Origin of the sequence: Mesorhizobium sp. GbtcB19 (genome assembly GCF_019091085.1) — a bacterium.
Lineage (GTDB): Bacteria > Pseudomonadota > Alphaproteobacteria > Rhizobiales > Rhizobiaceae > Mesorhizobium.
Window position 1 is genome coordinate 63,285 of record NZ_JAGXJY010000015.1, and the last position, 26,766, is coordinate 90,050.

Sequence of the window (26,766 nt, forward strand, 5' to 3'; positions counted from 1 at the left end):
ATGCCGGCAAGCATCACCCGCATCTCCGACGTCTGCCTGCTGGTCGAAAGCATCGAGAGGACCGTCGACTTCTACGTTGAAAAGCTCGGCTTCCGCCTGCGCCGCCGCGCCGAAGGCTTTGCCGATTTCCATGGCCAGGGCGTGACGCTTGCCGCCTGGGAGCTCGACCACATCAACCGCCATACCGGCGTCTCCAACCTGAAGTCGCCGCGCCATGCGCACAAGGTCTGCGTCGCCGTGCAACTCGACACGCCGGCCGACATCGACCGGCTGTATGGCGAACTGAGCGCCAGGGGCGTTCCCTTCTACGGCCCGCCGCAAGACTGTGTCTGGAACGCGCGCTGCGCCTATTTCACCGACCCGGACGACACACTTTGGGAGCTTTACGCCTGGCTCGACGGCGGCCCTGGCGACTATCACGACGAACAGCCGTAGACGACGCCGCACTGGCAAGGAGCGGCGCCTGAAGAAGAGACGAGAAAGTCTGCAACAGGAGCGAAAAATGAGTGGGAACAGGGACTTCGCATTGAATCGTCGCGCTTTCGTGAAAGGCGGCATGGCAGCCGTGGCCGCTGTGTCTGCCGGCATGCAGCTGGTGCTGACGCCCGGCGCGAAAGCTGCCGGCAAGGTCGTCATCCAATATGACTGGCTGATGTCCAACGGCCAGATCGGCGACATCGCCGCCGTCGCCAATGGCTACTTCAAGGATGCCGGGCTCGACGTCGAGTTCAGCCCGGGTGGCCCGAACGCCTCGACCGTGCCGCCAGTCGTCTCGGGCTCGGCGCAGCTCGGCCAGTTTTCCGAAACGCCGCAGCTCTATGCCGCGCGCGCCAGCGGCGTGCCGGTGAAGATCATCGCCTGCGGCTTCCGTACCGGCCCCTACGCGCTGACCTCCAAGCCGGTCAAGCCGATCCGCGGCGTCGCCGATCTCAAGGGCAAGAAGATCGGCATCCAGCCGACGGCGCGCTTCGTCATCGACGAGATCCTGGCCAAGAACGGCATCGACCCGTCGGAAGTCACCATCGTCAATGTCGGCTTCGACAAGGCGCCCCTGGTGCGCGGCGATGTCGACGCCATCGGCGGCTGGATCACCAACACCCAGGCGCTGAGCGTCGTCGGCGACGACCGCATCGACCTTCTGACGCGCGATCTCGGGTTGAGCTCCTACGCCGATGTCTATTTCGCCACCGATGCCGCGATCGAGAAGGACGCCGACACGCTGGCCAAATTCATCGGCGCCGTCGGCAAGGGGTGGGGCTGGGTGCATGCCAACCCGCAGGAGGCGGTCAAGAAGATGGTCGCCGCCTATCCGGAAATGGATCTCGGCTGGGAGGAAAAGACCGTCAACCTGGTGCTGAAGCTTTCCTTCGACGGCGCGACCGCCAAGGATGGCTGGGGCACGTTCGATCCCGCCTCGATCGAGGAGCAATTGGCGCTGCTCGATAAGGTTGGCCAGTACCCGAACGGACGCCCGGCCGCCAAGGATGTCTACACCACCAAGATCCTGGAACTCTCGGCAGCCGACCGTCCCAAGCTCGACGCACCCGCGGCCTAGAGCATGATCCCAAAAAGTGGGAATCGGTTTTTGGAAAAGACCATGCTCCAACAAAGAATTAGATCGGCATGACGATTAAACCAAACGGCATGCCGATCTAATGGCGGCGATCGAAGCCCGCGCGCTGGATGTCGGCTATGGCGGCCGGCATGCGGCCGTCAAAGTGCTGGCCGGCCTCGACCTGACCGTCGCGGCCGGTTCCTTCCTGTCGATCCTGGGACCGTCAGGCTGCGGCAAGTCGACCTTGCTTCGGGTGGTGGCGGACCTGCTCGACCCGCTTGGCGGCTCGATCAGCGTGCTGGGCGAGACGCCGCACGCGGTGCGTTCGCGCCGCGATGTCGGCTTCGTCTTCCAGGATTCGACCCTCCTTCCCTGGCGCACGGTGCGCGACAACGTGCGCCTGCCGCTTGGCGTCGGTCAGCGTAGCCTGACCCGCAAGATCGAGGACCGCAGCACGGAGTTGCTGGAACTGATGGGACTCGGCGGCCTCAGTGAACGCCTGCCGCATCAGCTTTCCGGCGGCCAACGCCAGCGTGTCGCAATCGCGCGCGCCCTGCTTGGCGAACCAAAACTGCTGCTGATGGACGAGCCCTTCGGCGCGCTGGACGAGATCACCCGCGACCGGTTGAACGACGAGCTTCTGGCGCTCTGGCGGCGCACCGGCACGACCATCCTTTTCGTCACCCATTCGATCGCCGAGGCCGCCTATCTCGGCGAACGCGTCATCGTGCTGGCCGCCAATCCGGGACGCGTGGTCAAGGACCTCGACATGCGGTCCCTCAAGCAGGAAGGCAATCGCTGCAGGCGCGAGGATGCCGCAATCGTCGCTGCCATGGCCGAATTGCGCGCGGCGCTGGAGCGCGCGACGTGAGGCAGACGCCGCTCTCCCCGCAAATGACGATCGCGCTGCCGGTTCTTGGCGCGGCTTCGATCCTGATTGCCTGGCAATATATTCTGCCGCTGCTTGGCGTGCCGGCCTATATCGTGCCGACGCCGACGGCGATCTTCGGCGTCTTCCAGAGGAGCTTCGCGCTTCTCATCGACAATCTGAGACCGACCTTGATCGAGGCGCTGGCCGGCTTCGTGATCGGCAATCTGGCCGCCGTGCTGCTCGCCGTGCTCTTCGTCCACAGCCGCATCTTGCAGGCTGCCTATTTTCCGATCGTGCTGTTCTTCAACACCATTCCGATCCTGGCGCTGTCGCCGATCATCATCCTGATATTCGGTATCGGCATGACGCCGAAGATCGTCATCGCGGCGGTGATCTGCTTCTTCCCGACGCTGGTGAACATGATCCGCGGCCTCGATTCGGCCAGCGACAACGAGCATGAGCTGTTCAGGGTGCTGTCGGCGACGCGCTCGGAGATTTTCTGGGGCCTGCGCCTGCCGCGCGCGCTGCCGATGCTGTTCTCCTCGCTGCGCATCGCGTCGGCCACCGCCGTCATCGGCGCGATCGTCGGCGAATGGATCGGCTCGGACAAGGGGCTCGGCGCGCTGATCATCCAGGCGACCTTCAACTACCAGTCCGACCGCCTCTACGCGGCGATCGTGCTGTCGTCGTCGCTGTCGATCGCGCTGTTCTGCATCGTCGTCCTGATCGAGCGGCGTGTGATCCGCTATTAGGAAAAGTGCGCAGCACATACACCCAGAAATGTTCAAAAACAAAGGCTTGGAACGGTTAGCGACTCCATGAATCGCAGAACGCTCAAGCTCTCCCACTGACTCCAAGCGCTCAAGGCTTGGCGTTGCGAAACGGTGCTCGCGGCCGGCACTTTGTTGCAGCGCATCCCAAATATTTTTGAATTCCATTTGACTGAATAAATCTTCTCTGCAAGTCTCGCCTCATCTGGGAGCGCAAGGCATGGCATTGCGGGGGACCAATCAGGAGTTCGGGCGGCCGTACAACCGGCGCATCGTGCTCGAATCCATCCGGCGCTTCGGCCCGATCGCTCGCGGTGAGATTGCCGAGAGCGTCGGCCTCACCGTCCAGACCGTGTCGACCATCGTTCGCGAACTGGAGGAGCAGGGCTATATCCTCTCGGTTCGCGAGGAGCCGAAGGGCCGCGGCCTGCCGCCGGCGACGCTGCGCATCAATCCGGAAGGCGGTTATGCCGTCGGCATCCACCTCACCCCGCTCGGCATCGATGCGGCACTGATCAACCTCAGCGGCGACGTCGTCGAGAGCACGCACCGAGAGGCGCCCAACGCTGCCCCGGACGAAGCTTTTGAAGCGATCGGCGCCATGGTTGCCGAAATGACGGGGCGCCGCACGGGCGGCCGCGTCATCGGCATCGGCATGGCGCTTCCGGGGCCGTTCGGCGTCGAACCCATGAGCTTCGTCGGGCCTACCACCATGGCCGGCTGGCAGGACGTTCCGCTGCGCGAGCGGCTGACGGCAGCCACCGGCCTGCCGGCCTTCTTCGAGAACGACATGGCCGCCGCCGCGATGGGCGAACGCCTCTACGGCCTCGGCGCCAAGCATTCCGAATATTACTATCTCTATTTCGGCGTCGGGCTCGGCGGCGCCATGCTGCATGACGGCAGCGTGTTGCGCGGCGCTTGGGGCAATGCCGGCGAGATCGGCCATATTCCGGTCGTTCCGGGCGGTGAGCCATGCCCGTGCGGCAATCGCGGCTGCCTCGAACGCTACATCTCTCTGGACGCGCGCAGCCGCTGGAGCGGCGACGATGCCGGCTGGGTGGCCGAAGTCGCGCCGGTCTTCCGCAATGCGATCGCAATCATCGAGAACCTCTTCGATCCTGAAACGATCGTTCTCGGCGGATTGGCCTCGCCTGCCCTGCTCGAACGATTGGTTGCATCGGCGGAGCCGCTGCTCAACTCGGTTTCCGAGCGCAAGGATCGTGCAACGCCCCGCATCATGGTTGCGCAAGGCGGTCAGCACGCGGTGTTGCGTGGGGCGGCGGCACTTGCCGTTTCGGGTGTGCTCTCCCCGCGCTTCGGCCAGATCTTCACCGCCAAGCGACAGCGCGAGGGCGACCTTCTGAAAGGCGGAGACGTCGCGGCATGAGCGAACCCCTGCTGGTCCTCGACAACGTCACCAAGAACTACGGCGCCATCCAGGCGCTGCGCGGCATCAGCTTTTCGATCGGGCGCGGCGAGGTCGTGGCGCTGCTCGGCGACAACGGCGCCGGCAAGTCGACGCTGGTCAAGATCATCGCCGGCGGGCTCGAACCGACCTCCGGCCGCATGCTCTTCGAAGGCAAGGAATTCCTCGCCAGGTCTCCGGCCGAGGCCAAGGCCGCCGGCATCGAGACCGTCTATCAGGACCTCTCGCTCTGCACCAATGTCGATGTGGTGGCCAACTTCTTCATGGGCCGCGAAATCACGCGCAAGGTGCTGGGTGTTCCGGTGCTCGACGAGCGCGCCATGGAAGCGGTGGTTGGCAAGGCGCTGGCCAATGCCGGCACGCACATTCCCTCGCTCCGCACCAAGGTCGAGCATCTCTCGGGCGGCCAGCGGCAGGCGATCGAGCTCAACCGCTTCGTCCATTGGGGCGGCAAGCTGGTGCTGCTCGACGAGCCTTTCGCCGCGCTCGGCGTCGAGCAGACCCGCCGTGGCCTCGACATGATCCGCCAGGTGGCGAGCCAGGGCATCGGCGTCGTCATCATCACCCACATCATGCAGCAGGCCTTCCAGGTCGCCGACCGGATCGTGGTGATCCGCCAGGGCGTCGTGGCGGGCGATGTTGCCCGCAACAAGACAAGTCCCGACGCGGTGATCAACATGATCACCGGGGAGACGCTCGCCGGTGCCGGACCGGCAGGCTGAACGACACAATGAGGGGTCCGGCGAGAAGAGGAGCGAACGACATGAAGCGACTGCTATGTTCTGTCTTCGGTATCCTGGCACTGGCCATTGCCACGCTAACGCCGGCATTCGCCAAGTCCAAGGGTACCGTCTACTATCTTGTCCCGACATTGCTCGACGAATTCCAGACCGGCTCGGTGAGCGCGCTGGAGCTGTTCCTGAAACAGGTCGGCTACGAAATGAAGACGCTGAACGCGGACAACAAGACCGACGCCCAGCAATCGCAGATGAATGACGTGATCGCGCTGAAGCCCAAGGCGATCATCCTCGCCGCGGTCGATTTCAACGCGTTGAAGCCATCTGTTGAAGCCGCCCGCGCGGCCGGCATCCCGGTGGTCGAGTTCGACCGCCAGATCACCGCCACGCCGTCCGATTTCACCTCGGTCGCCGGCACGGTCGAGATCGGCCACATCGCGGCGGACCAGGCCGAGGCGCTGCTGAAGGCCAAGAACGGCGCGGTCAAAGGCAAGGTCCTGCAGGTGCTCGGCGATCCTGGCGACCCCTATACGCTCGATATCCAGAAGGGTTTCGAGGAGAAGATGAAGGCGTTTCCGGACGTCAAGATCATCTCGCTGCCGGCCATGCAGTGGGAGGCGAGCAATGCCGGCACCATCGTCGCCGACCAGATGCTGGCCAATCCCGACATCGACCTGATCTTCAGCCATGCCGCGCATCTTTCCGTCGCCGCCGTCGCTTCGCTGGAGGCTGCCGGCAAGAAGCCGGGCGACGTGATGCTGATGAGCTCGAACGGCGCGCCGGTCGGCCTCGACCTGATCCGAAAGGGCTGGCTGAACGTCGAGGTCGAGCAGCCGCTTTACGCGCAGGCCGCCGCCGTCGCCATGTTCATGGACAAGGTCGCCGGCAAGCAGGAGATCAAGCCCGGCGACTATGACGTGCTCGGCCTGAAATCGGTGGTGACCAAGGAAGCCTGGGGCCCGAACATCAAGATCCCGGGCGCCGCGATCACCAAGGCGAACGTCGACAATCCCGCCTTCTGGGGTAACCAGAAGCCGCCGACGGATACGGTGAAGTCGGTCGAATAGGCTTTCTCCGCAGAGCTTCGGGCCTCGGCCCGGAGCCTCCCGGCGCGTCCGCAGGCAGCGGCCGCGCCTCGTCCTGACGTTAATCTGATCGGCCCCAACCGGATCATCCGATGAGCCCACGCACCCGCTATAGTCTCGAGCTCGTGCTCGACAATCTCGTCTGGTTCATGCTGGTCTTCGTGCTGGCGGTGTTCTCGATCTTCATTCCCAACTTCGCCCAGCTCGGCATCTTCGCCAACATCATCGAGGCGTCCAGCGTGCTGGGCGTCATGTCGATCGGCCTGGCGCTGGTCATCATCGCCGGCCATATGGACCTGTCGGTCGAATCGGTCGCCGCGCTCAGCGCCATGGCGGTCGGCATCATGTTCTGCTCGTCCGGCATAGGCCTCGGCCTGCAATTGCATCCCGACTGGCTGATGGTGCCGGTGTCGCTCGCAGTCGCGCTTGCGGTTGGCGCCGTCATCGGCGTCATCAACGGCTTCCTCATCGTCAGGCTGAAGATGAGCGCCTTCATCATCACGCTTGCCTCCTACATCTGGGTGCGCGGCCTCGTGCTGGTGGTCTCGGGCGGGCGCTCGGCGCAGGATCTGGCGCCCGCGATCCGCTGGTTCGGCATCCAGCGCCTCGCCGGCCTGCCGCTCACCGCATGGATTGCCATCGGCTGCTTCGTGGTCTTCTCGCTGATTCTGGCCAAGACGCCGTTCGGCCGGCATCTGGTGATGATCGGCGGCAACGAGACCGCGACGTTCCGCGCCGGCATCCGCGTCAACCGCAACCTGATCATCGCCTTCGTGCTCGCCGGCGCCATTGCCGGGCTGGCCGGCTGGCTGCTTGCCATCCGCACCTCCGGCGCCACCGCCAATCTCGGCGTCGGCCTGCTCTTCAATGCCTTCGCCGCCGTCGTCATCGGCGGCGTCAGCCTGAAGGGCGGCGTCGGCACCTTGCCCGGCGTCTATGCCGGCGTGCTGCTTCTGTCGGCCATCAACACCGCCATCAACCTGATGGGCCTGCCGGCCAACTTCACCCAGGTCATCCACGGCCTCTTGGTGCTGGCGGCCGTGCTGCTCGACGCTTTCAAGCAAACCATTCGCCAAAGGCTGGCATGACAGGACGGCTCGCATGACTGGACGTATCGAAGGCAAGGTGGCGGCGATCGTCGGCGCCGCGCGCGGCATCGGCAAGGGCATTGCCCAACGCTTTGCCGAGGAAGGCGCCAAACTGGTGCTCGCCGACAGCGAGGCAGAAGCCGGCAAGGCGAGCGCCGACGAGCTCGGCGCCGCTTTCATCCATACCGACATCTCGAAGATGGCCGACGCGGAAGCCGTCGTGGCCCTGGCGCTGAAACGCTACGGCCGCCTCGACATCATCGTCCAGAATGCCGGCATCTACCCTTGGCAGCTCATCGAGAACACCAGTCCGGACGATTGGGACCGCGTCATGGCGGTCAATTTGCGCGGCAGCTTCAACACCGCCCGCGCCGCGCTTCCGCCGATGAAGGCGCGGCAGAGCGGCCGCATGCTCTTCACCTCCTCTATCACCGGGCCGCAGGTGAGCAGTCCCGGCCACGGCCACTATTCGGCCAGCAAAGCCGGCATCAACGGCTTCATCCGCGCCGCGGCGCTGGAGTTTTCCGGCTATGGCATCACCGTCAACGGCGTCGAGCCCGGCAACATCCTGACCGAAGGCATGAAGCTGCATCGCGATGCCGCCTTCATCAAGAGCATGGAGGATGCCGTGCCGCTCGGACGCCTCGGCACGCCCCGCGACGTCGCCAACGCCTTCCTGTTCCTGGCCTCTGACGACGCCAGCTACATCACCGGCACGACGATTGTCGTCGATGGCGGCCAGCTCCTGCCGGAAGGCCAGGATTTCCGCCTGACGCCGCCGTGATTCGCCACGGCTTCGACGACGGCCTTTCCCTGCAGGCGAGGTTGGCGACGGCCGCTCTTGCAATGGCCGGCTCGTTCATCGCCTATTCAAGCGGGCTGCGATAGGATGTCGCTTGCTTGAATCGCATGGAGGACAAATCGTGTCAAAAACCCCAACTGCCTTGATCCGAATGGCGTTTACAGTCATTTGCCTCGTTGGCCTGGCTGCGGTCGCCAGCGCCCTTTTCCCCGCTACCGCCTCGGCTCAACAGCTGCGGCGATGTGCGAGTGAAGGCGGCATCTGCCGCTTGCCCTACCCGACGCAAGTGGTTTACGGCGCCCGGGGCCGAACGACTTCCCGGTTTTTCGACCGCCGGGCCGTGCCTTGCTCAAATCGCGTTTTTGGTGACCCTGCCCCGGGCCGCGAAAAGGCTTGCTATTTCGTGGCGCGCGGTGGTGGCGACTATGGCGATGACAACGACTATGGCGACAACGATTACGGCCAGCGGCCGGACCGTGGCGAATGGGTCGCCTGCGCCAGGGAAGGCGAGTTCTGCGATTTCCGCGGCCGTGCGGTGGTCCGATTCGGCGCACGTGGCCAGTACACGCAGGACGTCTTCAGGAACGGTGTCGAGTGCAGCAACGACGCCTTCGGCGAAGACCCGGCGCCGGATGTCCAGAAGCGCTGCTACGTGAGGCAGTAGTCGGCTACAATGGTGGGGCGGTCGTTTGATCGCCCTACTTCCCACGCTCGGCCAATTCGGCGCCATGAACGACGAGATTGAGTTGCTTGGGACCCTCGGATTGGACCGGCATCTTGGATCATGGTGGGCGATGACGGGCTCGAACCGCCGACATCTTCGGTGTAAACGAGCGTTCAAACCCCGGAAACCGCGCAATTCCGGGCTTTTTCATGCCGTCTGCGCCCGCCTATTCCCGCCGAAACTGGGCGCTTATGGGTCGTATCTCGGCGGTTTCTGGGCGCTGCCCTTGCGCCATGCAGGCACGATGTCGCCGCGCGGGCTGGTGTCCGGCGTGTAGATCAGGCCGACGTCGATGCCGCCGCATCGGGCGCATTTGAGTTTCGGCCGCACATCCCATTCCATCGCCGGCGCGTCGGGACCGAAGCGGGCGCGCTGCTCGGCCAGGTCGAGCTTGCGGCTATGGTTGCAGGCCGGGTTGTGGCAAAACGCCGTCACCGTCATGCGGGCGTCGATGAGGCTCTGCCAGGTCCAGTGCTTGCCGATCATGCCGCGCTATCTAGCGCACGGCCTTGACGCGCGCCAGCGCCGCGCCAGAATCAAACTATGGCAAGGGGCATCAAGGTCGGCGATCAGGTCGCGATCACGGCGACGGTGCGCCGGCGCGTGACCGAGGATCACATCAGCCTGTCGGTTCCGTCCTACGGCTTTCCCTATTCGATCCGGGACAGCAAGTCGAAGGTGAAGAAGGGTCAGCCCTGGGAGCTCACAGGCGATGTCGTGCATGTCGACGAAGGCCGGGCGACCGTCAATCTCGGCGTTCCGGTCACGGTCGACGCGGACAAGCTCCGCCTGGTGATCTCCTACAAGCCGCCGGTCGACAAGCCGACCTGAACATTTATGCGTCGCCACGTTCGCGAAAAATAATGCAGCTCCAGTCCGAGTTCCGCTCTTCCTCGAACATCCGGCACCGGCCCACGTTCGGATTTGCGGACTGCTCCCAGTGCTCGCAGTTCAGGCAGCAGGCGCCGGGCGGGTGGTAGTGCGGGATCAGCGCTGCGTTGGGGACGGCAGGCAGCGCCGTTTCAAGGCGAGACATCGGCTGCAGGACTTTCGCTGAGCGCTCGGAAACTACGGATCAGGTGTCAACGGTGCTACCGATGCCGGCGCCGGCGTGATCATGAAGCGGATCGGCGGAGCATCCACAACGATCGGATAAGCCAGCTTCTGCAGCATGCCGCATGTATAGGTGAAGCGCGCGTCGTATCGTGCCGGGCCGACGGACGCCGCCAACGGAACCGTGATGGATCTGTGGTAGGTCTCGCGTCCTTCCGGCGGATAGCCTTCGATCAAGGCCTGCCTCCCCACGGTGTAGGTCGAGGGGACGTGAATGTTTCCGTCGACATCGGTGATGTAGCGCTCGACGGAAGCCGTGCAGAGCCTATTCTGGACGACCGTATAGCGGACGTCGAGCACGCCGCCCTGTGGAACTTCTGGGGTCAAGGCTTCGGCATTCTCGAAGACCGTCGGCGGGTCCCGGTCCAGCGCTGAAGAGATCATGCTGGCAAGGCCAACCCCGGCAAGGCCGGCGATGACGAACACAATGCCGGCCGCCATGTCGACCTTGCGCCAGAAGGCGTCCCACGACCGCCTGAAGATCACTGCTTGCCCCCGGAGGTGAAGTAAGACATCACCTGGTTGATCGCCACCAGGGTGCCCGCCACCAACAGCAATATCTTGGTCGCGAACTTGGCGATCCATGACACCTTGGTCCAGAGCTCGACGATCTGGAACCCCGCCTGGAACTTGTCCTTTTCGAGCGCGAGAAACTTGTCGAGACGATCGCGCTTTTCCTTCGGCAGGTGTCCGGCCCAGATCAACGCCATTCGTTCTTCCGTGGTCAATCTGTCGAGCCATCCGATGGTCTCCGGGTCCAGATCGAGGAGCCGGCGCGGCAATTGTCGCTCATTGTCGTCATGCTCCATCAATCGTTCACCCCGCCCCATGCACTGCTGCTGCGATGCTGCTATTTCACCAGCGCCTTGATGGTTGCCGCCTTGGCGTGGTTCTTCCGCCGGCAGTCGCCGAGCGTAGCCCGGTCCTTCGCCCAAAGCCGATTGGTCTCATCGGGCACCAGGTCGCGGTCAGGGATGTCCGCGACCGTTCCGCACTCCGCCAGCACCGACGGATCGACATGCGGCTTCGGCGGCTCAACGACCAATGGTGTTGAGCTGTGTTGACACCCCGCGAGGAGTGGAAACGCAAGCAGGCTGGCCTTCAGAAGGTTTCGCATTGGCCCTCTCTTTCGCAAGCTCGTCCTCGAGCGCGGTTATCTTCACGGCGTCGGTATCCTGCTGGTCGATATAGTCCTTGGCCGCGGCGTCGATGTCGGCCTGCCTGGTCTTCGCCTCCGCCTCCTGCGCGATGCGGGCCAGGCGCATCCTGTCCTGCCAGTCGGCGCGCTCATGAGCTTCACCGACCGCATAGCCCTGATTGAATTTGTGGGCGCTCCAGCCCCAGACAGCCCCGCCAGCGATCGCGGCGGCACCGCCGTAGACAATCAGGCTGGCGGCAAGCGTCTGCACGCCCAGCAGCCTCGCTACGAGCGCTATCATGCCCACACCATGTAGAGACCGAGCGCCAGGATCAGCAGCACGACGAATGGCGCGGCCCAAGCCCAGGCGGCCTTAAGCCGATCGGCGAGGTAGATCACCCAGGTCTTGCCCATCACGGTTGTTCTCCAGGTGGCGGTGGCATTGCCGGGCCGGTCGGCATCTCCGGCGGGACGACGGTGCGGGCCTGATAAACCTCTGTCGAGATCCCGCCGCCCATGCCGCCCATCTGGCCACCGATGTTGGTCAGGCTGCCCTTGTCGTCCCATACGGCGCCGAAGACGTAGGAGCCGATGACGGACGCCATCAGCAGCAGCAGGCCGTTCACCGCGGTTTCGGAAAGCTGGATCGGCCGGCCAAGGATCGAGAGGTAGGTCACCATCCCGCCGCACCAGAGCAGCGTGGCAATGATGATCCTGCGCCTCATCGTCCATGAGGAGCCGAGCGGGTTGCGCCTCGACATCAGTCGACCCATTCAGCCTTCAGCGCTTCGTCATAGTGCTGCGCGATGACGGCGATCTCCTGCGCCCTGTCCACGCCGTTGATGATGCGGCGGGCATTGACGAAGTCGGAATGCTGCAGGTCGATGAAGTCGTTGAGGTCGCGGCCGGTGAACCAGCCTTCCCGCATGCCGGTGACGGCGATCTTCGCCGCAATGGCAGGATTCAGCGCCAGCGCCGGGTTCTGATGCACCGGCGAGCCGGTCTCGGCCTCGGCGCGCTGGTAGTTCTTCTCCCAGGTGAGCTGGACGAAGCCGCGCCCATACCAGGGGTAATAGCGAAGGTTGTTGCGGCGCCAGTTCTCCGAGAGCCAGTAGGCCTCGACCACCGGCTGCATGGTGTGCGCGGTCTCCCAGAAGGCCGTTGCCAGCACATAGGCGCACTGGTTTCGCAGCAGGCCCTGCGCGCGGCACTCGTTGATGAGCATGCGGGTGCAGCCAAGGTTCAGATCCATGGCGGTTCCTTCCGTGATCGGGGATGTTGCTGATTTTTGGAGATCAGGCCGTCAGCGCCGGCAGTCCGCCTGCCCCGACCGGCGGGATCAGATCGAACGTGCGGATATAAACGGCGTCGTAGCTTTCGCGCGGCGACGGCAGGCCGCCCCAGGTCGCGACGACCATGGGATTGAGCGTGGTGTTGGCCGATCCGTCGATGCTGGCATCGCTGCCGTCGGTCGACACGGCAAGCAGCAGATTTGTGCGGGTGAAGGCCGCCTTATGAACGCCGCTGCGAAACTCGCCGTCATTGGAGGCATTGCGGATCGAAAAGCCGATGTCGCCCGCCTGCATCGATGTATAGACGTCGAGATAGATCGAGTGGTTGATGACATCCTCGTCGCAGACGAAGACCAGTTCGGCAAGCGTGCCGATGGTCACCTTCTCGAACTCGACGATCACCGTCCAGCCGGCGACGACCATGTCGGCGAGCAGATCGCCCAGCATCAGCACCGAACCGTCGGTGTCGTTGTCGAGGATCTCCAGCCCATTTACCCCGACACGCTCCGGCTTGTCGCAGATATCGGACAGCGCGACCGGCGACCCGTTCTTGAGATAGGTCCCGGTCAGGAAGTTCAGGCTCCACGAATTGGTGATCGCGGGACCGGAATCGGAGGTCCGGCGGCCAAGAGGCTGCGCAGCAACGCCGGGAATCATGCGGTTGTGTCCTCGCGTTCGGTCAGTATCCACAGGCTGCCAGGCGTGACGGGCGCCACCGTGTCGGCATCGGGCACGAAGGCGGCGCCGATGCCGCGATAGGTCTTGCCCTTGCGGGTAACGCGCACGCCGGAAACATCGATCGCCAGCGGCGAAAAGACGTAGTCCATGAAATCGCCGGCCTCGGTCCAGTTCTGGGTGACGCCGTATTTGCAGTAGTAGATGCCGAGCGAATAGGGATCGCGGCCGATCGTGCCGTCATTGCCGCCGAAGAAGCCGGTGCCCTGCAGCGGCGCATCGGTGAAGGTCGTGCCGCGCATCTGCAGCGTGGCGCTGGCAACGCTGTGGAATTTCTCGCTCGGATCGCGCGTCGGCACCGAGATCGGCAGCGCCTCGCCGCCGACCGGCTGATATTCGGCGCGCGGCCACCAGCTGAAGATCGAATGGCTGGTGACCAGCGCGCATAGCACCACGGTCCAGGGTGCCAGCGAATAGGCATGCGGCAACTCCGGCAGGCCGGTCACTTCGTCCAGTGTCGTCTCGTGCCAGGTGTCGTCGTTCTTGCGCAGCCTGTAGCAGCCATAGCCATGGCCGGGCGTCTCTCGTCCGGCATATTCATACTGGAAGCCGGTGATGAAGTTCACCGCGTTGGGCGTCTCGGGGTCGGCGTTGAGGGGCGATTCCTCGGCGACCGCCGTCCAGTCCCACGGCTGCTCACCACTGACCGTCTCACCATCGGCATGGCCGGGATAGGGATAGTCCTTCACCACCGAGCGCCGCACGATGTCGAGCCGCAGCGCGATGTAGCGGTCGGCGTTCCAATGCACCTCGACGATGCGACGGAACGGGTCATGGATGACTGGCCGCGCGACGGAACCGTAGGCGTCGGCCATCAGGCGGTGACGTCCTCAGCCGGACGACCGATTAGATCCCAGACGCCGTCCTCGACGAATTTCGCCCAGACGACCGAGCCGCGGCCGCCGGTGCGGTTGAGAAAGCCTTCCAGCCCATTGACGATGACGTCGGTCGAATCGGGGAAGATCAGCGCGCCATTCCCGACCTGTCGGAAGGCCACCTCGAAGCCGGCGCTCGCCGTCACCGGCAGGATGATCGTCACGTCGTCCGAACCGTCATAGCGCCAGTAGCGGTTGAAATCGCTGCTGCCGACCACATAGACGCCGTCGGTCGGCACATCGAGCACGCCCGGCACCGAAGGCCGGAAATTCGCCTGCGGCAGGGTGAAGGGGCCGAAGAACGAACCATCCTCCAGCCAGATCGTCATCTGGGTGCCGTCGACCTCGATGTTCGAGATGTTGAGCGGCGCCGGAATGTCGGCGATGATGGCGGCAATGCGCTGGGCGAGCTCCCAGATATTGCCGTCGCCCTCGGTCGAGAGCAGGCGGGAGCCTTTGCCGGCACCCCACGGGCCGTCAGTGCGGAAGGTCAGCGCGGCCATTCGCGGTTCCTATTTCGAGAGTTCTTTGGCTGATTTGAAATTCAGCGCGATGTAACGGCCATCGTCGCGACCGATGAAGATGACGCGCAGCACGTTGTCATCCATGACGTACTGCTCGGGATCATCCGGATTTTCGACCCGGTTCGTCTCCCACGACCGACAGTATTCGTCATACTCGACGATGTGGACTTCCTTCGGCTCGTCGTCCGGGTTGTTGTCGTCGGGCGGGAAGTTGTAGTGGACGCCGGGATTGGTCTTCTTTTCCGGCTGGGTCACGGTGAAGCTGGACGGACCCCCGATCGAGAAATCGGCATCGCCGGAATTGTCGACCGGCGGCACGCGCGCCAATGCTTCCTGCAGCACGCGCTCACCCGCCGACGGCCGCGTGATCGATTCGAACTTGATGACGCCGCGACCGCGGCGCAGATCGATGACGATGTTGGTACCAAGCGAGACCATTTAATCTGCCTCACGCGCCGCAGGCGCTCCGGCGGGGCGGCGCAAAGGCGCCGACGCCCGGTCGGGCTTGCGGACAGTCGTCCGTTTCATGCAGCCTCCAGATCGATCGTCTTGGGAACCATCAGTTGCGAGACCGTGACCGGATAATTGGTCAGGAATGGCGGATCGTCGCGGCCGATGGTGAGCTTCTTCAGGTCGCCGTCGAGACGGGTATAGACCTGGTTGAGCGCATTGACCGCGGCCGAGATGTCCGGCTTGAAGGCGTCGACCACCGATTGCTGCACCGGCACGCCATTGTAGACGACCATGCTCTCCACCATGTCGAAGGGCAGCATCTGGAAGAAGTCGACGCCGTCGTCGACCGGCTGGATCGCGCCGAAATCCTCATAGGTGATCTCGCCGGCCACCGGCATGAAGGTCTGCCCCTCATGCACCTGGTAATCGTCCTCGATATAATCGTCGTCGATATAGACCGGCTCGCCGGGAACCGTCGTCACCGTGTTGCCCTTGCCGACGCTGCAGCCGATGGTGATGGTTGCGGTGTGCGAACGCGCCACGCCGTTGAACTCGTAGCCGACGATCTTGCCGGCCGCCTGGCCGCCGGGAATGCGCGGATCGGCGCAACGCGCATTCTTGCGCAAGGTGACGTCGAGCCCATCACGGAACGGCACGGTGAAGCCGATCTGGATGGCGCGGGAACGCTCAAGGATATTGCCGCGCGCGAGAGCAATCGCATAGCCGAGGCTCTGCAATCCCCGCGCCGTCGGGAAATAGGCCCGCCGGCGCACGTCGCCGATCGGCATGGCGCCGCCGGGATTGTCGGTGTTGGCGGGATCGCAGGGCTCGTCGGCACTGCCGGATATCTTGATGGACAGGATCTCGTCGTCGCCGGCGTCGGCCAGCAGCGCCTGGCAGTCGGCTTCCAGCCTGAAGGTCAGCACCTCGGTCTTCGGCCGCGACACGTCATAGGCGGCGATCAGCGTCGGCTTCATCGACCAGACCGGGAAGCTGGCCGTGGCATTGTCGAGGATGACCTGATGGAAATCCTCCGGCAGGACGGAGCCATCGGCGCGCAGGATGACGCAGGCGCCCCATTTCCAGCCGCCGCCGATCGAGCCGTCAGGCGATGGCCATTTCTTCATAAACCCGTCGCCGGTCAGCGAGCGGATCATGTATTTCGAGCCGCTGCCGGCGGTCTGGAACGCCTTCAGCACCACCGGACTGATGTCGAGCGAGCCGGCCGCCACCTGGTCCCAGTTGACCGTCACTTCCATGTCGACGCGCCGCAGCGGCGGCTGGCCGATCGCGATCGACAGCGAATCCTTCAGAAAGCCGGTGTCGAAGTCGATCGTCCCATCCTCGCCATCCAGCATGTCGGAAACGGTGACGGAATGGTCGACTGGGTCGACATGGTAGCGCACCGTCATCGCCTCGATCACCGCGTCGGGATCGTCGCGGCTGTCGGGCTTCAGGAACATCGGATCGTAGGCGATCGGGTCGGCCTTCAGCGTCTCGGCCAGCGCTGCCTTGGTTGCGTCGTAGCCAGGCGGGCGGGCATCGAACTGCAGGGTGACCTGGTTGCCGAGCAGATCGGTCGGAATGCCGACCAGGCGGCCGCGGAACAAAAGCCGGGTGCCAGCCGTCGGATTGGCGTCGTCGCGCCAAGAAAACAGCAGCCATTGCTTACGCCCGGAGGCAAGCAGGCCGACGCGCGGATTCTTCACCGTCAGGTCGAGCGTGGCAAACTCGCCCTCCTGCTGCGCCAGCTTGTAGGAGACGACCAGCAGATCCTCGACCTCGTGCTCTGGACCGAACACGACATCGGCGCTGTCGACGAAGGCGAAATAGAACATGAGCTATTTCTCAATCAGATCGAGAGACCAGTTGCAGGCGGCACCCCATTCGTCGAAGCCGAGGCGGTAATCCGCCACAAGCATGGTCAGTCGTGGCCGATAGAAGGTGAATGCCCCTTCCGTGCGCGTCGCCGGATCATCTGTGGTTTCCGCCACGTCACGAGATGGAGAACCACCGGCCGTCATGAAGACGAACTCGGTTGCACAGTCGACAGTCAGTTCCATCCCCCGGATGACACCATCCAGCGCCGGCATTCCCTGGTCGGTGCATGTGATGCTCAGCTTGTATTTTTCGGGCTCGCCGACCGACAGGTCGATGAGCACATTGTTGACCGTGCGCGCGAGCTGAGCGTCACCGTCGAGCGAGAAATCCTCGGTGATGCCGCGCGCCGAATAAGGCGGGACGCCGATCGGCTCAATTCGGAGAAGGGTAAGTTCGCTCATGTGCCGCGCCTCGGAGCTCGGCCGGCGCTGACGCGCGCGCCGCGCAAGGAAACGGTCTGCAGCGTCTGCAGGGCATGTTCGCTTAGCCCGACTGCATCGACGACAACTTCCCGGCCGCCATCGAAGTGGAGATGAATGGGTGTCGTGGTCGGTGCCTGCGCCGCTGCCGCAACTACGCTGGTAGCAAGACCGCCTGCAGCCATGCGCGGGATCACCATCGATTGGCTGAAGCGCTGAGCAAGCCCGCCCATGTTGAAACCGCGCAGGCTCTTGAGCGACGGAATGAAGCCATTGTTGAGCGCATTGAGGAAGCCGACGCCTAGACGCCTGACCGCAGCAGCCTGCATGACGAACTCGCCGTTGGATAGCCAGGCAAGGATGCTGTCCGACTTCGGCCCTCCGGGACCGACGACATGACCGCCTTCGGCGAAGCCGCCATGCGAGCCGCCGCTGTCGCTAGCCGATCCGGCCTGCGCGCGCAGCTGCTGCGCCTGCGCGACGGCCGCCTGTAGCGCCGAGATGATCGAGGCGATTTCGCCCCTGATCTGCGCGGCAAGGCTACTGATGACCGACGACAGGTTGCCAAAGCCACCTTGGACGAGCGCACCAAGGCCAGAGAAAATGCCCGAGAAAACACCAGGCAATGCCTGGAACGGTTGTGCGAGGTTTGTTGCCGCCTGTTCTGCGCCGCTGGTATCGATCCCGGAAAGAGCGCTGTTGAGGCCGCCTACTGCTTCTGTCGCGGCATCCGGCATCCTCTGCACGTCTGTGACGACGCCGTCGACAGCATCGGATACAGCCGAATTCAGACCGCCTCCAACATCATCAGACGGATTGAGCGCCGCCTTAAGGCCGGTCGCCGCTTCATCGGCCGCAGGCGCGATCTTCTTGACATCGTTGACGACGCTGTCCACGGCTGCCGATGTCGCCTGTGGCTGAATAGCATCGGGCACCGATTTGACCGAATTGGCGACTTCCTGCGCCACCGTACGGACGTGGTCGCCAGCCGCCTGCGCGCTCGTGGCTACACCGTCAAGAGCGGCTTTCGACTGGTCCGCCCTCCTCGCAACGCCATCAATGACGTCAAAAGTTTCCTTGGAGATGCCGCCTCCGGCGCCGCCCCCGCGGAAGACCTGTATCGTGTGATCGAGGCTTTGGACCTTGCCTGCGGTCTGGTCGACGGCATTGCCAAGCTTGTTGACGCCATCGGCGCCCTGTGTGGCGGTCTGCCGAATGTCCTCGATGTTGCCGACGACTTTGCCGTCGAGTGTCTTCTGTATGTCGTCCAACTCGCGCGTCCGCTGGGCGAGCGTGATGTTCGCCCTCATGAGCGCTTCGGTCTGCGTATCGATGTCGGCTCCTAATGGCGCCGCGAACTCGCCGCCAGCTTTCATGGCGTCGACAATCTGCTGCTGCTGCGCGACCTGCGCTTTGGCGTCCTCCAACGCTGCCTTGGCGGAATTCAGATGCGCTTGCGCTAGGCGCTTCAGATTCTCCTCGGCGCCGGGAACACCGGCTTTCACGGCGTCAATTGCCGCTTTCAGTTGATCAAGCGCATTCTTGTGGGCATTGGTCGAGTTGATCCATGCGTCGCGCTTGGCCCGCTCATGGTCGAAGACTGCGACGAGAGCTTCTGCCGAAAGAACGATCCCGGCAATGACGCGGCCGAGCGGCGTCGCCAATGCGGCGCGGCTGAGCAGTGAAATCGCATTGATGGCAACGAATGCCGCGTCTTTTAGAAGCGTGAGCCCGCCGACCATCCGCAGAATAGCAACGGATAACACGACCTCGCCCGTGGTCAAGTTAGTGCCAAAAATGCCGTTGATGGCCTTGATGGTCTGATCGGCAGCTGCGCGAAGTTTCGACATCGCCGGAATGACGACATTGCTCGCGACATGGGCAAAGTCTTCCCCGAAGCCCTTGATGCCATCGCGCCACGCGATGATCCAACGATTGGAAGTCACCTCCGAATCCCGCCCGGAAAGAGCGGCGAAAAATTCCCGCACCAACACAGTTGCCTGCGCCAGTCCGGCCCTCGCAAAGTCGAGGATTGCTTCCTTGTTGCGCAGGACGACGTCGCGGAAGGCATTGAAGCCGGCCGTGAAGGACGGCACAAAGATCAGGCCGAGCTGGCGTAATACACCGCCTGCCGCCTGCTTCAATTCGTTGAGGGCATCGTTGAACTTCGCAGCCTGCTTGATCTGCTCATCGGTAAATACGATGCCGAGCTCGGCGGCTTTCTTCTTGAACTCCTCGATACCTGCCGCACCCTGGTCGAGCAAAGGAATCAGCTTCGCACCGGCCTCGCCGAAGAGCTTAAGAGCGATCTGCGACTTTCGCGCACCGTCCGGCATTTTCTGGAAGGCGTTCGCGACTTCGATCAGAAGTTGCTCATTGGTCTTCAACGTGCCGTTCGAATTCTTGACCTTAATCCCGAGCTCGTCGAACCCGGTCTTGGCCTGTGTCGTGCCTGCTTTGACTTTTGAGGCGGCGGCACCGAAACGGGTTACCTCAACGCCGATATCCTTGAAGGCCTGGACCGTGTAACCGGCGCCCTGAGTGATGTCGGCATTGGCTTCCTTGACCGACTGACCGAATTCCTTCACCGACTTGCCGGCGCCGCCGAGCTTGCCAGATGCCTTCACCGTCTCGTCAGCAGTCTTTATGACCTGCTTGTTGAACGTGTCGAAGGCGGTGCTCACCTGGTTCTGGGTGACGCCGACGCCTTCCGCTGCGAACGCCCATTCCTGGTAGGCTTTCGCCGAAAGTCCTGCCGCCTGCGCGGCCTTGCCGGCCTCGTCGGCCGCTTCCGCGCCGGACTTGGCCAGCAACAGCAGCGTCGCGCCGACACCGTCTGCCGCGACCTTCAGTAGCCCGAGCGCCACGACGGAGCGCTTGGCGAAATTACCTATGTCGCCGATCAAGATCGAAAGGTCGTTACCCAGACCGCCGAACTCGACCTTCTTGGCCGCGTCCTGGATCTGCTCCATGGCCTTTTCGCCGGTCTCTCCGAGCTTCTTCAGCTCTTCGGTCATGGCTTCGCCGCCGAGCAATTTGATCAGGACGGCAATTGCGTTGCGTTCGGCCAAGTTGCACCTTACTTTGCTAGACCATAGACGGGGAGAAGAGCCATGAACCTGCGAAATTTATTTGCGGGTGCGACAATATTGATATTGATCGGGTCGGCGGCGCCTTGTGCGTCTGCCGACACAACAAACCCAGCCTTACTGAAGGTTCAACTGGCAAATATCCGTGCATCTATCGTCGAAAAGGACGAAAAGACTAAACGCATTGCTCATGTAGACGCGGAGCTTGCACTGCTTGCCGTCGGCGAGGTCGAGCTAGAGTTGAAAAAGTTGGCTATAGACGATTCCGCGGATCAGAACGCAGCCGTGGACGCCGCTATCATCAACATGCGAACAGCAGTGAAACAATTCCTTGGGGCGTTGCCTTAACTGTCCCCATTGAACACGCCGGCGAAAATTTCCGGCATCTGATCCGCGACCTTGGCGGCGACCTCACGGATGCCGAACCGGTCACGCAACGTGACGCTGTCGATGCCGACGAACATCGGCACGGTGCGCAACTGGATGCCGCCGCGCTTGCCCTTCTGGCCGGTCCTGATCTTCGCGGCCAGCAAAGGCGGCTTGCCTTCCTGGCGGATCGTGAACAGCTTGCCGACATGCTTGGCATAGAGCGCCGGCGTGATGCGCTGCCTGCCGATCCGCTCCGGCGCATCCTTCAGCGGCAACCACAGCATCGGATGGCCGAAGATCGATCCGCCTTCCTCGAAAATCTCGGAATAGGCGATCTTGTGATAGAGCAGCACCGTCGGCTGCGGCGACACACCCTTTTGCGGATAGACGATCGTCGTCAGCGTGTTCTGCCATTTGCGGCTGAAACCGGCCGCGGCGATGTTGGCGCGACCTTGCTGCTTGGCCATGTCGGCGGCGATGTTCGCCGCCTTCATCGCCCCGATCGACAGATCGTGGGTTGCGCCAGCCATCGCCTTGTCGAATTGCCCGGCCGCCGCCTCGACGAAGACCTTGAGGCTGCTGGTCATTCGCGCAAATCCTCGATCTGCTTCGACACGTCCCTCAAATCACCACGCGCGGCGTTCATGCCGATGACGAGCTGATCTGCCATTTCATGTCGGCGGTCCAGTTCGCCATAATGCAGCCATCCCGCCATCTGGCGTGGCGTGTAGTGCATGATCGCATCGGATGAGTGGCCAAGGCGCTTCAAGCGCGCCGCGGCCATTGCTAGGCTGTCTCCGGCCCTGACGTTGCGGCGCTGTCTCTGCCGGTCAGCCTGGCCAGCGCCTCGAGGAAAGGGCCGGCTGGGCTCGGCACTGTCAGGAGCAGGATGCGTGAGATCAGTAGAGCGCGCTCGCCGGGCGAGAGGTTCGCCGCGTTTGCCTCGTTGAGACGCGGGACAGCCGCCGCGATCAGCGCCGCCTGCACGGTCTTGGACAGCGCGCCGATCGCTGCTGGGTTGAGCTTGGTCTTCGACTTCATGTCGAAGAGCGTCCCCATTTCCGGGAACCGGAAGACGATCTGCGCGATGTCTGCATACTCGACGCCATGCACTTCCACCTCATGGCCGCGCACCATCTCGGTGAAGGTGAGCGGCGCGATATCGATGAAGTCGGTCATGCATCAAGCCTGCTGACGGACAGTGAAGCGACCGTAGCGGCCATCCTTCTTGTTGACGTCGGCGACCAGCGGGATCTGGGCAAAGTCGTCGTTATCGGCCATCAGGTTGAAATCGCCCGACGGGCTGATCGTGACGTTGCCTTCGAAGTCGATCATCGGACCGATCGTGTTGACGGCGGTCAGCTTGATGTCGACGGTGAGGTTCGGCTGGGTCAGCGGATCGATGATCTCATCGCCGGCGGTGTTGGTGTCGACATCGGCCAGCATGAACATGGCGATATTGCGCGCCGTGTTCTCGTCGAGCGTCGCCTTGATCGAGGCGGCGACCTGGGTGACGGCGGTGAAGTCCTTGCCGCGCAGACCGCCGGATGCCGAGAAGTGCTCCTTCTTGGTGACGGTCGGCGTGTAGACGAAATCGACGAGATTGCCGGCGCTGACATAGGCGATGTCATCGGCCTTCTTGATTTCGACCGTCGCGGCCGGGATGCGGTAGTTGCCGGTATCGGGAGATGCAGGCATAGGTCTGTCCTTTCGGGAAAGTGCCCGTTCCAATCACGCAGGGGTTGGGCGGTTGAAAATCAGAGAGCGGCGGGGTCGAGGTAATACGGAATGGCGAAGGCCACGCCCATTTCGCCAAGCATCGAGCGGCCCCAGGCAAGAGAGGTCTGGGTCGAGTGCAGCCAGGGGCCGATCCGGTTGGTGGTCAGTGCAGCAAGGTCGGAATCGGTGGCCACGGCCTTGATGAGTTTCGCCCGAAGGCCGTTGAGCACCGTGCCGACATTCTTGGCCTCTTCCGGAAGGACGATCAGCATCTGCGGTGTCATGAGCATGCGACGCGGGCCGCGTGCGCCGCGGCTCTTCGGATCGTTCTCGTCACCCTGCTCGTCACCGTCGAGCACCAGGATCGCCGGCAGATTGGCTTCCGGCGGCCTCATGTTGTTGCGATAGACCGTCTTGATTCCATCGGCGGTCTTGAACGTCTCGGCAATCGCCACCAGGCGCTGCAGGATCGCTTCGCGGGCATCCATCAGCGTGCCTCGGTCAGGATTAGCAGGATCTCGCCGCCCGCCTCGCCGCTCGGCGCCGGACGGAAGGCGTGGTTTTCAACCGTCCAGGTCTTGCCGTTCATGGTCAGCTGCGCGCCGGCAAGCGCTGCCCTGTCGATGCTGTCGAGATCGGCGGCGCGCACGGCGGCGGCCGGCGAGATCGTCTCGACCTCGGCGCTGAAGCGACCGCCACCGCCGCCGGTCACGATGCCAGCCGTCTTGTCGATCGTCCTCAGTTCGATCGGCATATCACCGCAGGCCACGACAAGCACGGCGTCGACCGCGATCGGCGAGGCATAGAGCGCGTCGTAGTGGATGTCCCAGATGCTCATGAGCCGCGCCTCGTCTTGGGCGTGAAGGCGAATTCCCAATGGCCGATGCGATCCGCGCCGGCATCGGCATCGACATGGGCGAAATATTGTGTGCCGGCGGTGAGATCGAGCGTGTCCTTCAGGATGCCGCGGTAGTTGCCTTCAGGCTCGGTGCCGTCGGTCGACGTCAGCGTCAGCGGCCAGGTCTGGCCGGAGACGTTCGTGCCCGCCCCGTCCTTCACCGTCACCGTCACCGTGGCGTCGCCGATGAATTCGCCCTCCACTGCGCTTTTCAGCCCGAGCACCTCGATCAGGTTGGTGTTGGCGACATAGACGATGCAGTTCATTGCGCGTCAGTCCTGACTTTGGCCGAGAGAAGCGGCGATGCGTCGATGTCGGCGGAGATGGCCGTTTCCATTTCCACAGCGCCTGCCAGGGCCGGCCGGATGCGGATTTCACCGAGGACGAGAGTGGCCACGGGCGGCAACACTGCCTCGGCCCAGCTATGGCCCCAGGATGATCCCCACGAGCCGCCCCAGACGTCGCTCATGCCGGGCGCCACTCGTTGCCAGTCGTGCCGGCCCCCTGGACCGTCACGCCGTTGACCTTCTTGATGTCGGCCGACACAACGTCACCAGCATGGGCAAGCGGGTTGCCCTGGTCGTCCAGCACCCAGAGCTTGCCGCCGGTCATCACCAGGCTGTCGGTCACGTCCCGGATCGCCGCGATTCCGGCATTGTCGGGGTCGACCGTGGCGAAGCCGGTCGCCGTCGCCCAATGGGCGTCGCCATAGCTGGCGAGGCTGGTGAAGCTGGCCGAAATCCCTGACGACAGCGATGCGATCGCCGCCAGCGTGGCGTCATCGGCACCGGCAAGCGCGGTGGCGAGTTCGGCGTTGGTCGGCAGGTCGGAGACATCCGCCGTCGCCCACGCGCTGTCGCCATGGCTCTGGACGGCAGTCAGCGCCGCCGATGTCGCCAGCGAAGCGATTTGCGTGTCGAGGTTGGCGGATGCCAGCCCGAGCGCCGAACGTGTCCCGGCGGCGTCGAGCGGCGCTGTATAGCTGAACGTCGCCATGCGGCTCGAAATGTCGGCATCGAGATGGTCGAGCAGACCAGCGCGGGTATTCGTGAGGCGACCGAGCAGCGTCGCGGTTCCGGCCGTGTCGGAACCATCATAGGTCGACCGGCTGGACACGTCGGCATCCAGATGCGCCATACGCGTGTCGCCAAGCGCGGTCAGGCCGGCGCCGTTGGCGCCGATGCGGGCATAGGCATCGCCGGTCATGGCAGGGGCCGCCGAGCCTTTCCAATCGACCACGTTGACATCGACATGGTTCGCGACGGTGAAGGTGATTTGATCGGTCTTGGCCTTGATCGCGGCAACTTCCGTGTCGATGTAACCGGCAAGCGCGCCGAGCTGCGTGTCGAGATTGGCCGAGGCCAGACCGACGGCAGCGCGCACGCCGGCGGCATCAAGCGTCGAAAGCCCGCTCTGGATCTCGGTCACCGCCGAGGCCGCGAGCTCCGCCGAACCGATGGCATCGGTGGCAATTGCCGCATTGTCGATGGCGCCAGCCGCAAAGCTGCCTGAAGTGATGCCGCCTGTCGCGACGCTGCCGACCGATCCAGTGACATTGCCGCCGACATTGCCGGTCACCGAGCCGACCGATCCCGTCACGCTGGCGATGGTGACATCGCTGGCGACCTTGGCGTCGGTGATGGCGTCGGCGGCAATGGCTGCGGCATTGATCGCGCCGGTGGCAAAGGTCGCGGCATCGATCGCACCATCGGCGATCTTCGCCGCCGTGATCGCATCTGCGGCGATCGCCGTTGCGGTCAGCACGCCCGCCGCCATGGCGCCGACGCTTGCATCAATCCGGCCTGAAACCAGCGCGGCAGGCAGCACAGCCTTGACGGCGGCGATATCGGCCGCGATCGAGGCACCGGCTGGCGCCCCAACCCTCGAGAAGACAGGAGCAATGGCCAGCGTGAAGGTCGCCAGCACCTTCAGCACGGTCTGGCTGTTGACGGTCTCGGTGTCGGGATTGAGCACCACGGAGTAGCTGGCGCCGGCAACCCAGAAGGAGGCATCGCCCGTGTCGTTCGAGGTGTCGATCACCAGGCAGTGCAGGCCGGTGATGGAATCGAAGGGCGACGTCATCGTCAGCCCGTTGGTCGTGGTCTTCTGCGCCGCGTTGCCGTTCTTGTAGATCTTGACGTCGTCGGCCTCGAAACCGCTCGACGGCGCGACCGGCGCGCCGTTGCCGTCATGCGTGGTGAACAGCACCGTGACGGACGCAAAGTCCTCAGGGAAATCGCCGATATAGTTCATCCGACCAATCCCTGACTGTCGACCAATTGCACCGGCCCGCCGCTACCCGACACGTTGCCGTAGCTGATCACGATGATCTCGCCGCGCGCGCCTGCCCCGCCATTGCCGGCATTGACACCGTTGACCGTCGTGCCACCTCCGCCGCCGCCGCCGCCGGGTGCGCCGCCGTCACCGCCGTTTTCCGGTGTCGTGGCGCTGGAATTGCCGCCTCCGCCGCCCGATCCGGGATAGCCCCAGCCGCGAAGGCCGGCGGTCGCATGAGCCGATCCGGCCTGGTCGCGCGCCGCGCCACCAGCCGATCCTGTGCCATAGGTCGGTGTCGAGGTCTTGCCACATCCAGCGCCGCCGCCGCCGCCGCCGCGCGTCGCCGGCTGGCCGGCTGTAGGTGTCGATGCGGAATTAACTCCGGCCGCGCCCCCCGCACCCCCGAAGAACCCTGTATTCGCTGCCGCACCAGCTGCGCCACCATTGGCGCCAGCCGTGCCGTTCGTGGTGCCGCTGCCATTGCCGCCAGCCCCGTCAAGGCCGGCTCCAGCGCCGCCGCCCGTGGCCGCGCCGTTGGTCCCGCCAACACCGGCACCGCCGCCATAGGCGGTAACCGTTACGCCGTTGATAGTGAATGTCGTGTTGTTGCCGACACTGCCTTGCCCGCCGTTGGCATTGTCAGCGGTTCCGCCTGCGCCGCCAGTTTGAGATCCAGCCACTGTATACGTTTCAGTTGATGCCAATTGGTCAGCGGAATAGATGCGATCGATGACAGCGCCGCCGCCTCCACCTGCACCACCGGATGCGGCAGTCCCAGATGGCTTGCGAGCACCCCCACCCCCAGGACCGCCGCCGCCGATGAGAATGACGCGGATCACCTCAGCCCAGGTTTCCTTTGTCCAGGTCTGCGCTGTGCCAGACGTGAAGCGCTCGAATTTAATCGGTGCGGCCGTCATAGCACGCTC

Annotated in this window: 36 protein-coding genes; 12 read left to right on the top strand and 24 right to left on the bottom strand. The window is 63.9% G+C overall.

The genetic code is table 11. From position 1 onward, the window contains the following. The 10 genes from KVT37_RS22975 (at nucleotide 1) to KVT37_RS33830 (ending at nucleotide 8,998) form a co-directional block, all read left to right on the top strand. A complete protein-coding gene (locus KVT37_RS22975) occupies nucleotides 1-435 on the top strand; it encodes a VOC family protein (protein ID WP_217577295.1) in 435 nt (144 codons plus the stop codon). A 67-nt stretch (nucleotides 436-502) separates the two neighbouring features. Further along, entirely contained in the window at nucleotides 503-1,555 is a 1,053-nt protein-coding gene (locus KVT37_RS22980) for an ABC transporter substrate-binding protein (protein ID WP_217577296.1), read from the top strand. 100 nt (nucleotides 1,556-1,655) lie between these two features. After that, nucleotides 1,656-2,426, top strand: a complete 771-nt coding sequence (locus KVT37_RS22985) for an ABC transporter ATP-binding protein (RefSeq protein WP_217577297.1) — start codon at nucleotides 1,656-1,658, stop codon at nucleotides 2,424-2,426. Continuing rightward, entirely contained in the window at nucleotides 2,423-3,178 is a 756-nt protein-coding gene (locus KVT37_RS22990; RefSeq protein WP_217577298.1) for an ABC transporter permease, read from the top strand. Before KVT37_RS22985 ends, KVT37_RS22990 begins: the two co-directional genes overlap by 4 nt. Nucleotides 3,179-3,416: 238 nt before the next feature. After that, nucleotides 3,417-4,583, top strand: coding sequence for an ROK family transcriptional regulator (locus KVT37_RS22995; protein WP_217577299.1), 1,167 nt, complete (start codon nucleotides 3,417-3,419; stop codon nucleotides 4,581-4,583). Further along, the gene (locus KVT37_RS23000; protein WP_217577300.1) at nucleotides 4,580-5,344 is read left to right on the top strand and encodes an ATP-binding cassette domain-containing protein; all 765 of its coding nucleotides are present in this window, start codon (nucleotides 4,580-4,582) and stop codon (nucleotides 5,342-5,344) included. The genes KVT37_RS22995 and KVT37_RS23000 overlap by 4 nt, the downstream gene beginning before the upstream one ends. Nucleotides 5,345-5,385: 41 nt before the next feature. Continuing rightward, nucleotides 5,386-6,426 carry a sugar ABC transporter substrate-binding protein gene (locus tag KVT37_RS23005; protein ID WP_217577301.1) on the top strand — a complete coding sequence of 347 codons (1,041 nt, stop codon included), beginning with the start codon at nucleotides 5,386-5,388 and terminating at the stop codon, nucleotides 6,424-6,426. Between the two features lie 110 nt (nucleotides 6,427-6,536). Further along, a complete protein-coding gene (locus KVT37_RS23010) occupies nucleotides 6,537-7,532 on the top strand; it encodes an ABC transporter permease (RefSeq protein WP_217577302.1) in 996 nt (331 codons plus the stop codon). 13 nt (nucleotides 7,533-7,545) lie between these two features. Then, nucleotides 7,546-8,316 (top strand): SDR family NAD(P)-dependent oxidoreductase, encoded by a 771-nt coding sequence (locus KVT37_RS23015; RefSeq protein ID WP_217577303.1) that lies wholly within the window; start codon nucleotides 7,546-7,548, stop codon nucleotides 8,314-8,316. A gap of 421 nt (nucleotides 8,317-8,737) precedes the next feature. After that, nucleotides 8,738-8,998, top strand: a complete 261-nt coding sequence (locus KVT37_RS33830) for a hypothetical protein (RefSeq protein ID WP_306797008.1) — start codon at nucleotides 8,738-8,740, stop codon at nucleotides 8,996-8,998. Nucleotides 8,999-9,247: 249 nt separating this feature from the next. On the opposite strand, the gene KVT37_RS23025 is transcribed toward KVT37_RS33830, so the two are convergent. Then, nucleotides 9,248-9,544 (bottom strand): hypothetical protein, encoded by a 297-nt coding sequence (locus KVT37_RS23025; protein WP_217577304.1) that lies wholly within the window; start codon nucleotides 9,542-9,544, stop codon nucleotides 9,248-9,250. 57 nt (nucleotides 9,545-9,601) lie between these two features. Between KVT37_RS23025 and KVT37_RS23030 the strand changes: the two genes are divergently transcribed. Next, on the top strand, nucleotides 9,602-9,889 hold the full coding sequence (locus tag KVT37_RS23030) for a hypothetical protein (protein ID WP_217577305.1): 288 nt from the start codon (nucleotides 9,602-9,604) through the stop codon (nucleotides 9,887-9,889). A gap of 237 nt (nucleotides 9,890-10,126) precedes the next feature. On the opposite strand, the gene KVT37_RS23035 is transcribed toward KVT37_RS23030, so the two are convergent. From KVT37_RS23035 to KVT37_RS23095, 13 genes are all read right to left on the bottom strand, one after another. Beyond that, nucleotides 10,127-10,657, bottom strand: a complete 531-nt coding sequence (locus KVT37_RS23035; RefSeq protein WP_217577306.1) for a hypothetical protein — start codon at nucleotides 10,655-10,657, stop codon at nucleotides 10,127-10,129. Beyond that, nucleotides 10,654-10,980, bottom strand: coding sequence for a hypothetical protein (locus KVT37_RS23040; RefSeq protein ID WP_217577307.1), 327 nt, complete (start codon nucleotides 10,978-10,980; stop codon nucleotides 10,654-10,656). The genes KVT37_RS23035 and KVT37_RS23040 overlap by 4 nt, the downstream gene beginning before the upstream one ends. A gap of 41 nt (nucleotides 10,981-11,021) precedes the next feature. Further along, nucleotides 11,022-11,216, bottom strand: coding sequence for a hypothetical protein (locus KVT37_RS23045; protein ID WP_217577308.1), 195 nt, complete (start codon nucleotides 11,214-11,216; stop codon nucleotides 11,022-11,024). Then, nucleotides 11,206-11,580 (bottom strand): hypothetical protein, encoded by a 375-nt coding sequence (locus KVT37_RS23050; RefSeq protein ID WP_217577309.1) that lies wholly within the window; start codon nucleotides 11,578-11,580, stop codon nucleotides 11,206-11,208. The genes KVT37_RS23045 and KVT37_RS23050 overlap by 11 nt, the downstream gene beginning before the upstream one ends. Before the next feature lie 142 nt (nucleotides 11,581-11,722). After that, nucleotides 11,723-12,070, bottom strand: coding sequence for a hypothetical protein (locus KVT37_RS23055; RefSeq protein ID WP_217577310.1), 348 nt, complete (start codon nucleotides 12,068-12,070; stop codon nucleotides 11,723-11,725). Then, nucleotides 12,070-12,561: a carboxypeptidase gene (locus KVT37_RS23060; protein WP_217577311.1), complete on the bottom strand. Its 492-nt coding sequence runs from the start codon at nucleotides 12,559-12,561 to the stop codon at nucleotides 12,070-12,072. Before KVT37_RS23060 ends, KVT37_RS23055 begins: the two co-directional genes overlap by 1 nt. A gap of 43 nt (nucleotides 12,562-12,604) precedes the next feature. After that, a complete protein-coding gene (locus tag KVT37_RS23065) occupies nucleotides 12,605-13,258 on the bottom strand; it encodes a hypothetical protein (RefSeq protein WP_217577312.1) in 654 nt (217 codons plus the stop codon). Next, entirely contained in the window at nucleotides 13,255-14,151 is an 897-nt protein-coding gene (locus KVT37_RS23070) for a hypothetical protein (RefSeq protein ID WP_217577313.1), read from the bottom strand. Before KVT37_RS23070 ends, KVT37_RS23065 begins: the two co-directional genes overlap by 4 nt. After that, the gene (locus tag KVT37_RS23075; protein WP_217577314.1) at nucleotides 14,151-14,714 is read right to left on the bottom strand and encodes a hypothetical protein; all 564 of its coding nucleotides are present in this window, start codon (nucleotides 14,712-14,714) and stop codon (nucleotides 14,151-14,153) included. The genes KVT37_RS23070 and KVT37_RS23075 overlap by 1 nt, the downstream gene beginning before the upstream one ends. Before the next feature lie 9 nt (nucleotides 14,715-14,723). Continuing rightward, entirely contained in the window at nucleotides 14,724-15,173 is a 450-nt protein-coding gene (locus tag KVT37_RS23080; protein ID WP_217577315.1) for a hypothetical protein, read from the bottom strand. Between the two features lie 86 nt (nucleotides 15,174-15,259). Then, nucleotides 15,260-17,026, bottom strand: coding sequence for a hypothetical protein (locus tag KVT37_RS23085; RefSeq protein ID WP_217577316.1), 1,767 nt, complete (start codon nucleotides 17,024-17,026; stop codon nucleotides 15,260-15,262). A 3-nt stretch (nucleotides 17,027-17,029) separates the two neighbouring features. Then, entirely contained in the window at nucleotides 17,030-17,470 is a 441-nt protein-coding gene (locus tag KVT37_RS23090; protein ID WP_217577317.1) for a hypothetical protein, read from the bottom strand. Continuing rightward, the gene (locus KVT37_RS23095) at nucleotides 17,467-20,559 is read right to left on the bottom strand and encodes a hypothetical protein (RefSeq protein WP_217577318.1); all 3,093 of its coding nucleotides are present in this window, start codon (nucleotides 20,557-20,559) and stop codon (nucleotides 17,467-17,469) included. Before KVT37_RS23095 ends, KVT37_RS23090 begins: the two co-directional genes overlap by 4 nt. A 42-nt stretch (nucleotides 20,560-20,601) precedes the next feature. Here KVT37_RS23095 and KVT37_RS23100 point away from each other — a divergent pair, with 42 nt between their 5' ends. Continuing rightward, nucleotides 20,602-20,925 (top strand): hypothetical protein, encoded by a 324-nt coding sequence (locus KVT37_RS23100; protein WP_217577319.1) that lies wholly within the window; start codon nucleotides 20,602-20,604, stop codon nucleotides 20,923-20,925. Here the strand turns inward: KVT37_RS23100 and KVT37_RS23105 are convergent. From KVT37_RS23105 to KVT37_RS23150, 10 genes are read right to left on the bottom strand one after another with little or no spacing between them, the layout of a single operon-like run. Next, nucleotides 20,922-21,533 (bottom strand): DUF6441 family protein, encoded by a 612-nt coding sequence (locus tag KVT37_RS23105; RefSeq protein WP_217577320.1) that lies wholly within the window; start codon nucleotides 21,531-21,533, stop codon nucleotides 20,922-20,924. The two genes, KVT37_RS23100 and KVT37_RS23105, sit on opposite strands and share 4 nt — an antisense overlap. Then, entirely contained in the window at nucleotides 21,530-21,730 is a 201-nt protein-coding gene (locus KVT37_RS23110; protein ID WP_217577321.1) for a hypothetical protein, read from the bottom strand. Before KVT37_RS23110 ends, KVT37_RS23105 begins: the two co-directional genes overlap by 4 nt. 2 nt (nucleotides 21,731-21,732) lie before the next feature. After that, entirely contained in the window at nucleotides 21,733-22,125 is a 393-nt protein-coding gene (locus KVT37_RS23115) for a hypothetical protein (protein ID WP_217577322.1), read from the bottom strand. A gap of 3 nt (nucleotides 22,126-22,128) precedes the next feature. Next, nucleotides 22,129-22,644, bottom strand: coding sequence for a hypothetical protein (locus tag KVT37_RS23120; protein WP_217577323.1), 516 nt, complete (start codon nucleotides 22,642-22,644; stop codon nucleotides 22,129-22,131). A 59-nt stretch (nucleotides 22,645-22,703) separates the two neighbouring features. Continuing rightward, the gene (locus tag KVT37_RS23125) at nucleotides 22,704-23,153 is read right to left on the bottom strand and encodes a hypothetical protein (protein WP_217577324.1); all 450 of its coding nucleotides are present in this window, start codon (nucleotides 23,151-23,153) and stop codon (nucleotides 22,704-22,706) included. Next, entirely contained in the window at nucleotides 23,153-23,503 is a 351-nt protein-coding gene (locus tag KVT37_RS23130; RefSeq protein ID WP_217577325.1) for a hypothetical protein, read from the bottom strand. The genes KVT37_RS23125 and KVT37_RS23130 overlap by 1 nt, the downstream gene beginning before the upstream one ends. Further along, entirely contained in the window at nucleotides 23,500-23,829 is a 330-nt protein-coding gene (locus KVT37_RS23135) for a hypothetical protein (RefSeq protein WP_217577326.1), read from the bottom strand. The genes KVT37_RS23130 and KVT37_RS23135 overlap by 4 nt, the downstream gene beginning before the upstream one ends. Next, nucleotides 23,826-24,032: a hypothetical protein gene (locus KVT37_RS23140; protein WP_217577327.1), complete on the bottom strand. Its 207-nt coding sequence runs from the start codon at nucleotides 24,030-24,032 to the stop codon at nucleotides 23,826-23,828. The genes KVT37_RS23135 and KVT37_RS23140 overlap by 4 nt, the downstream gene beginning before the upstream one ends. Then, nucleotides 24,029-25,816, bottom strand: coding sequence for a hypothetical protein (locus tag KVT37_RS23145; RefSeq protein ID WP_217577328.1), 1,788 nt, complete (start codon nucleotides 25,814-25,816; stop codon nucleotides 24,029-24,031). The genes KVT37_RS23140 and KVT37_RS23145 overlap by 4 nt, the downstream gene beginning before the upstream one ends. Next, nucleotides 25,813-26,757 (bottom strand): glycine-rich domain-containing protein, encoded by a 945-nt coding sequence (locus KVT37_RS23150; protein ID WP_368860636.1) that lies wholly within the window; start codon nucleotides 26,755-26,757, stop codon nucleotides 25,813-25,815. The genes KVT37_RS23145 and KVT37_RS23150 overlap by 4 nt, the downstream gene beginning before the upstream one ends. Nucleotides 26,758-26,766: the final 9 nt, after the last annotated feature.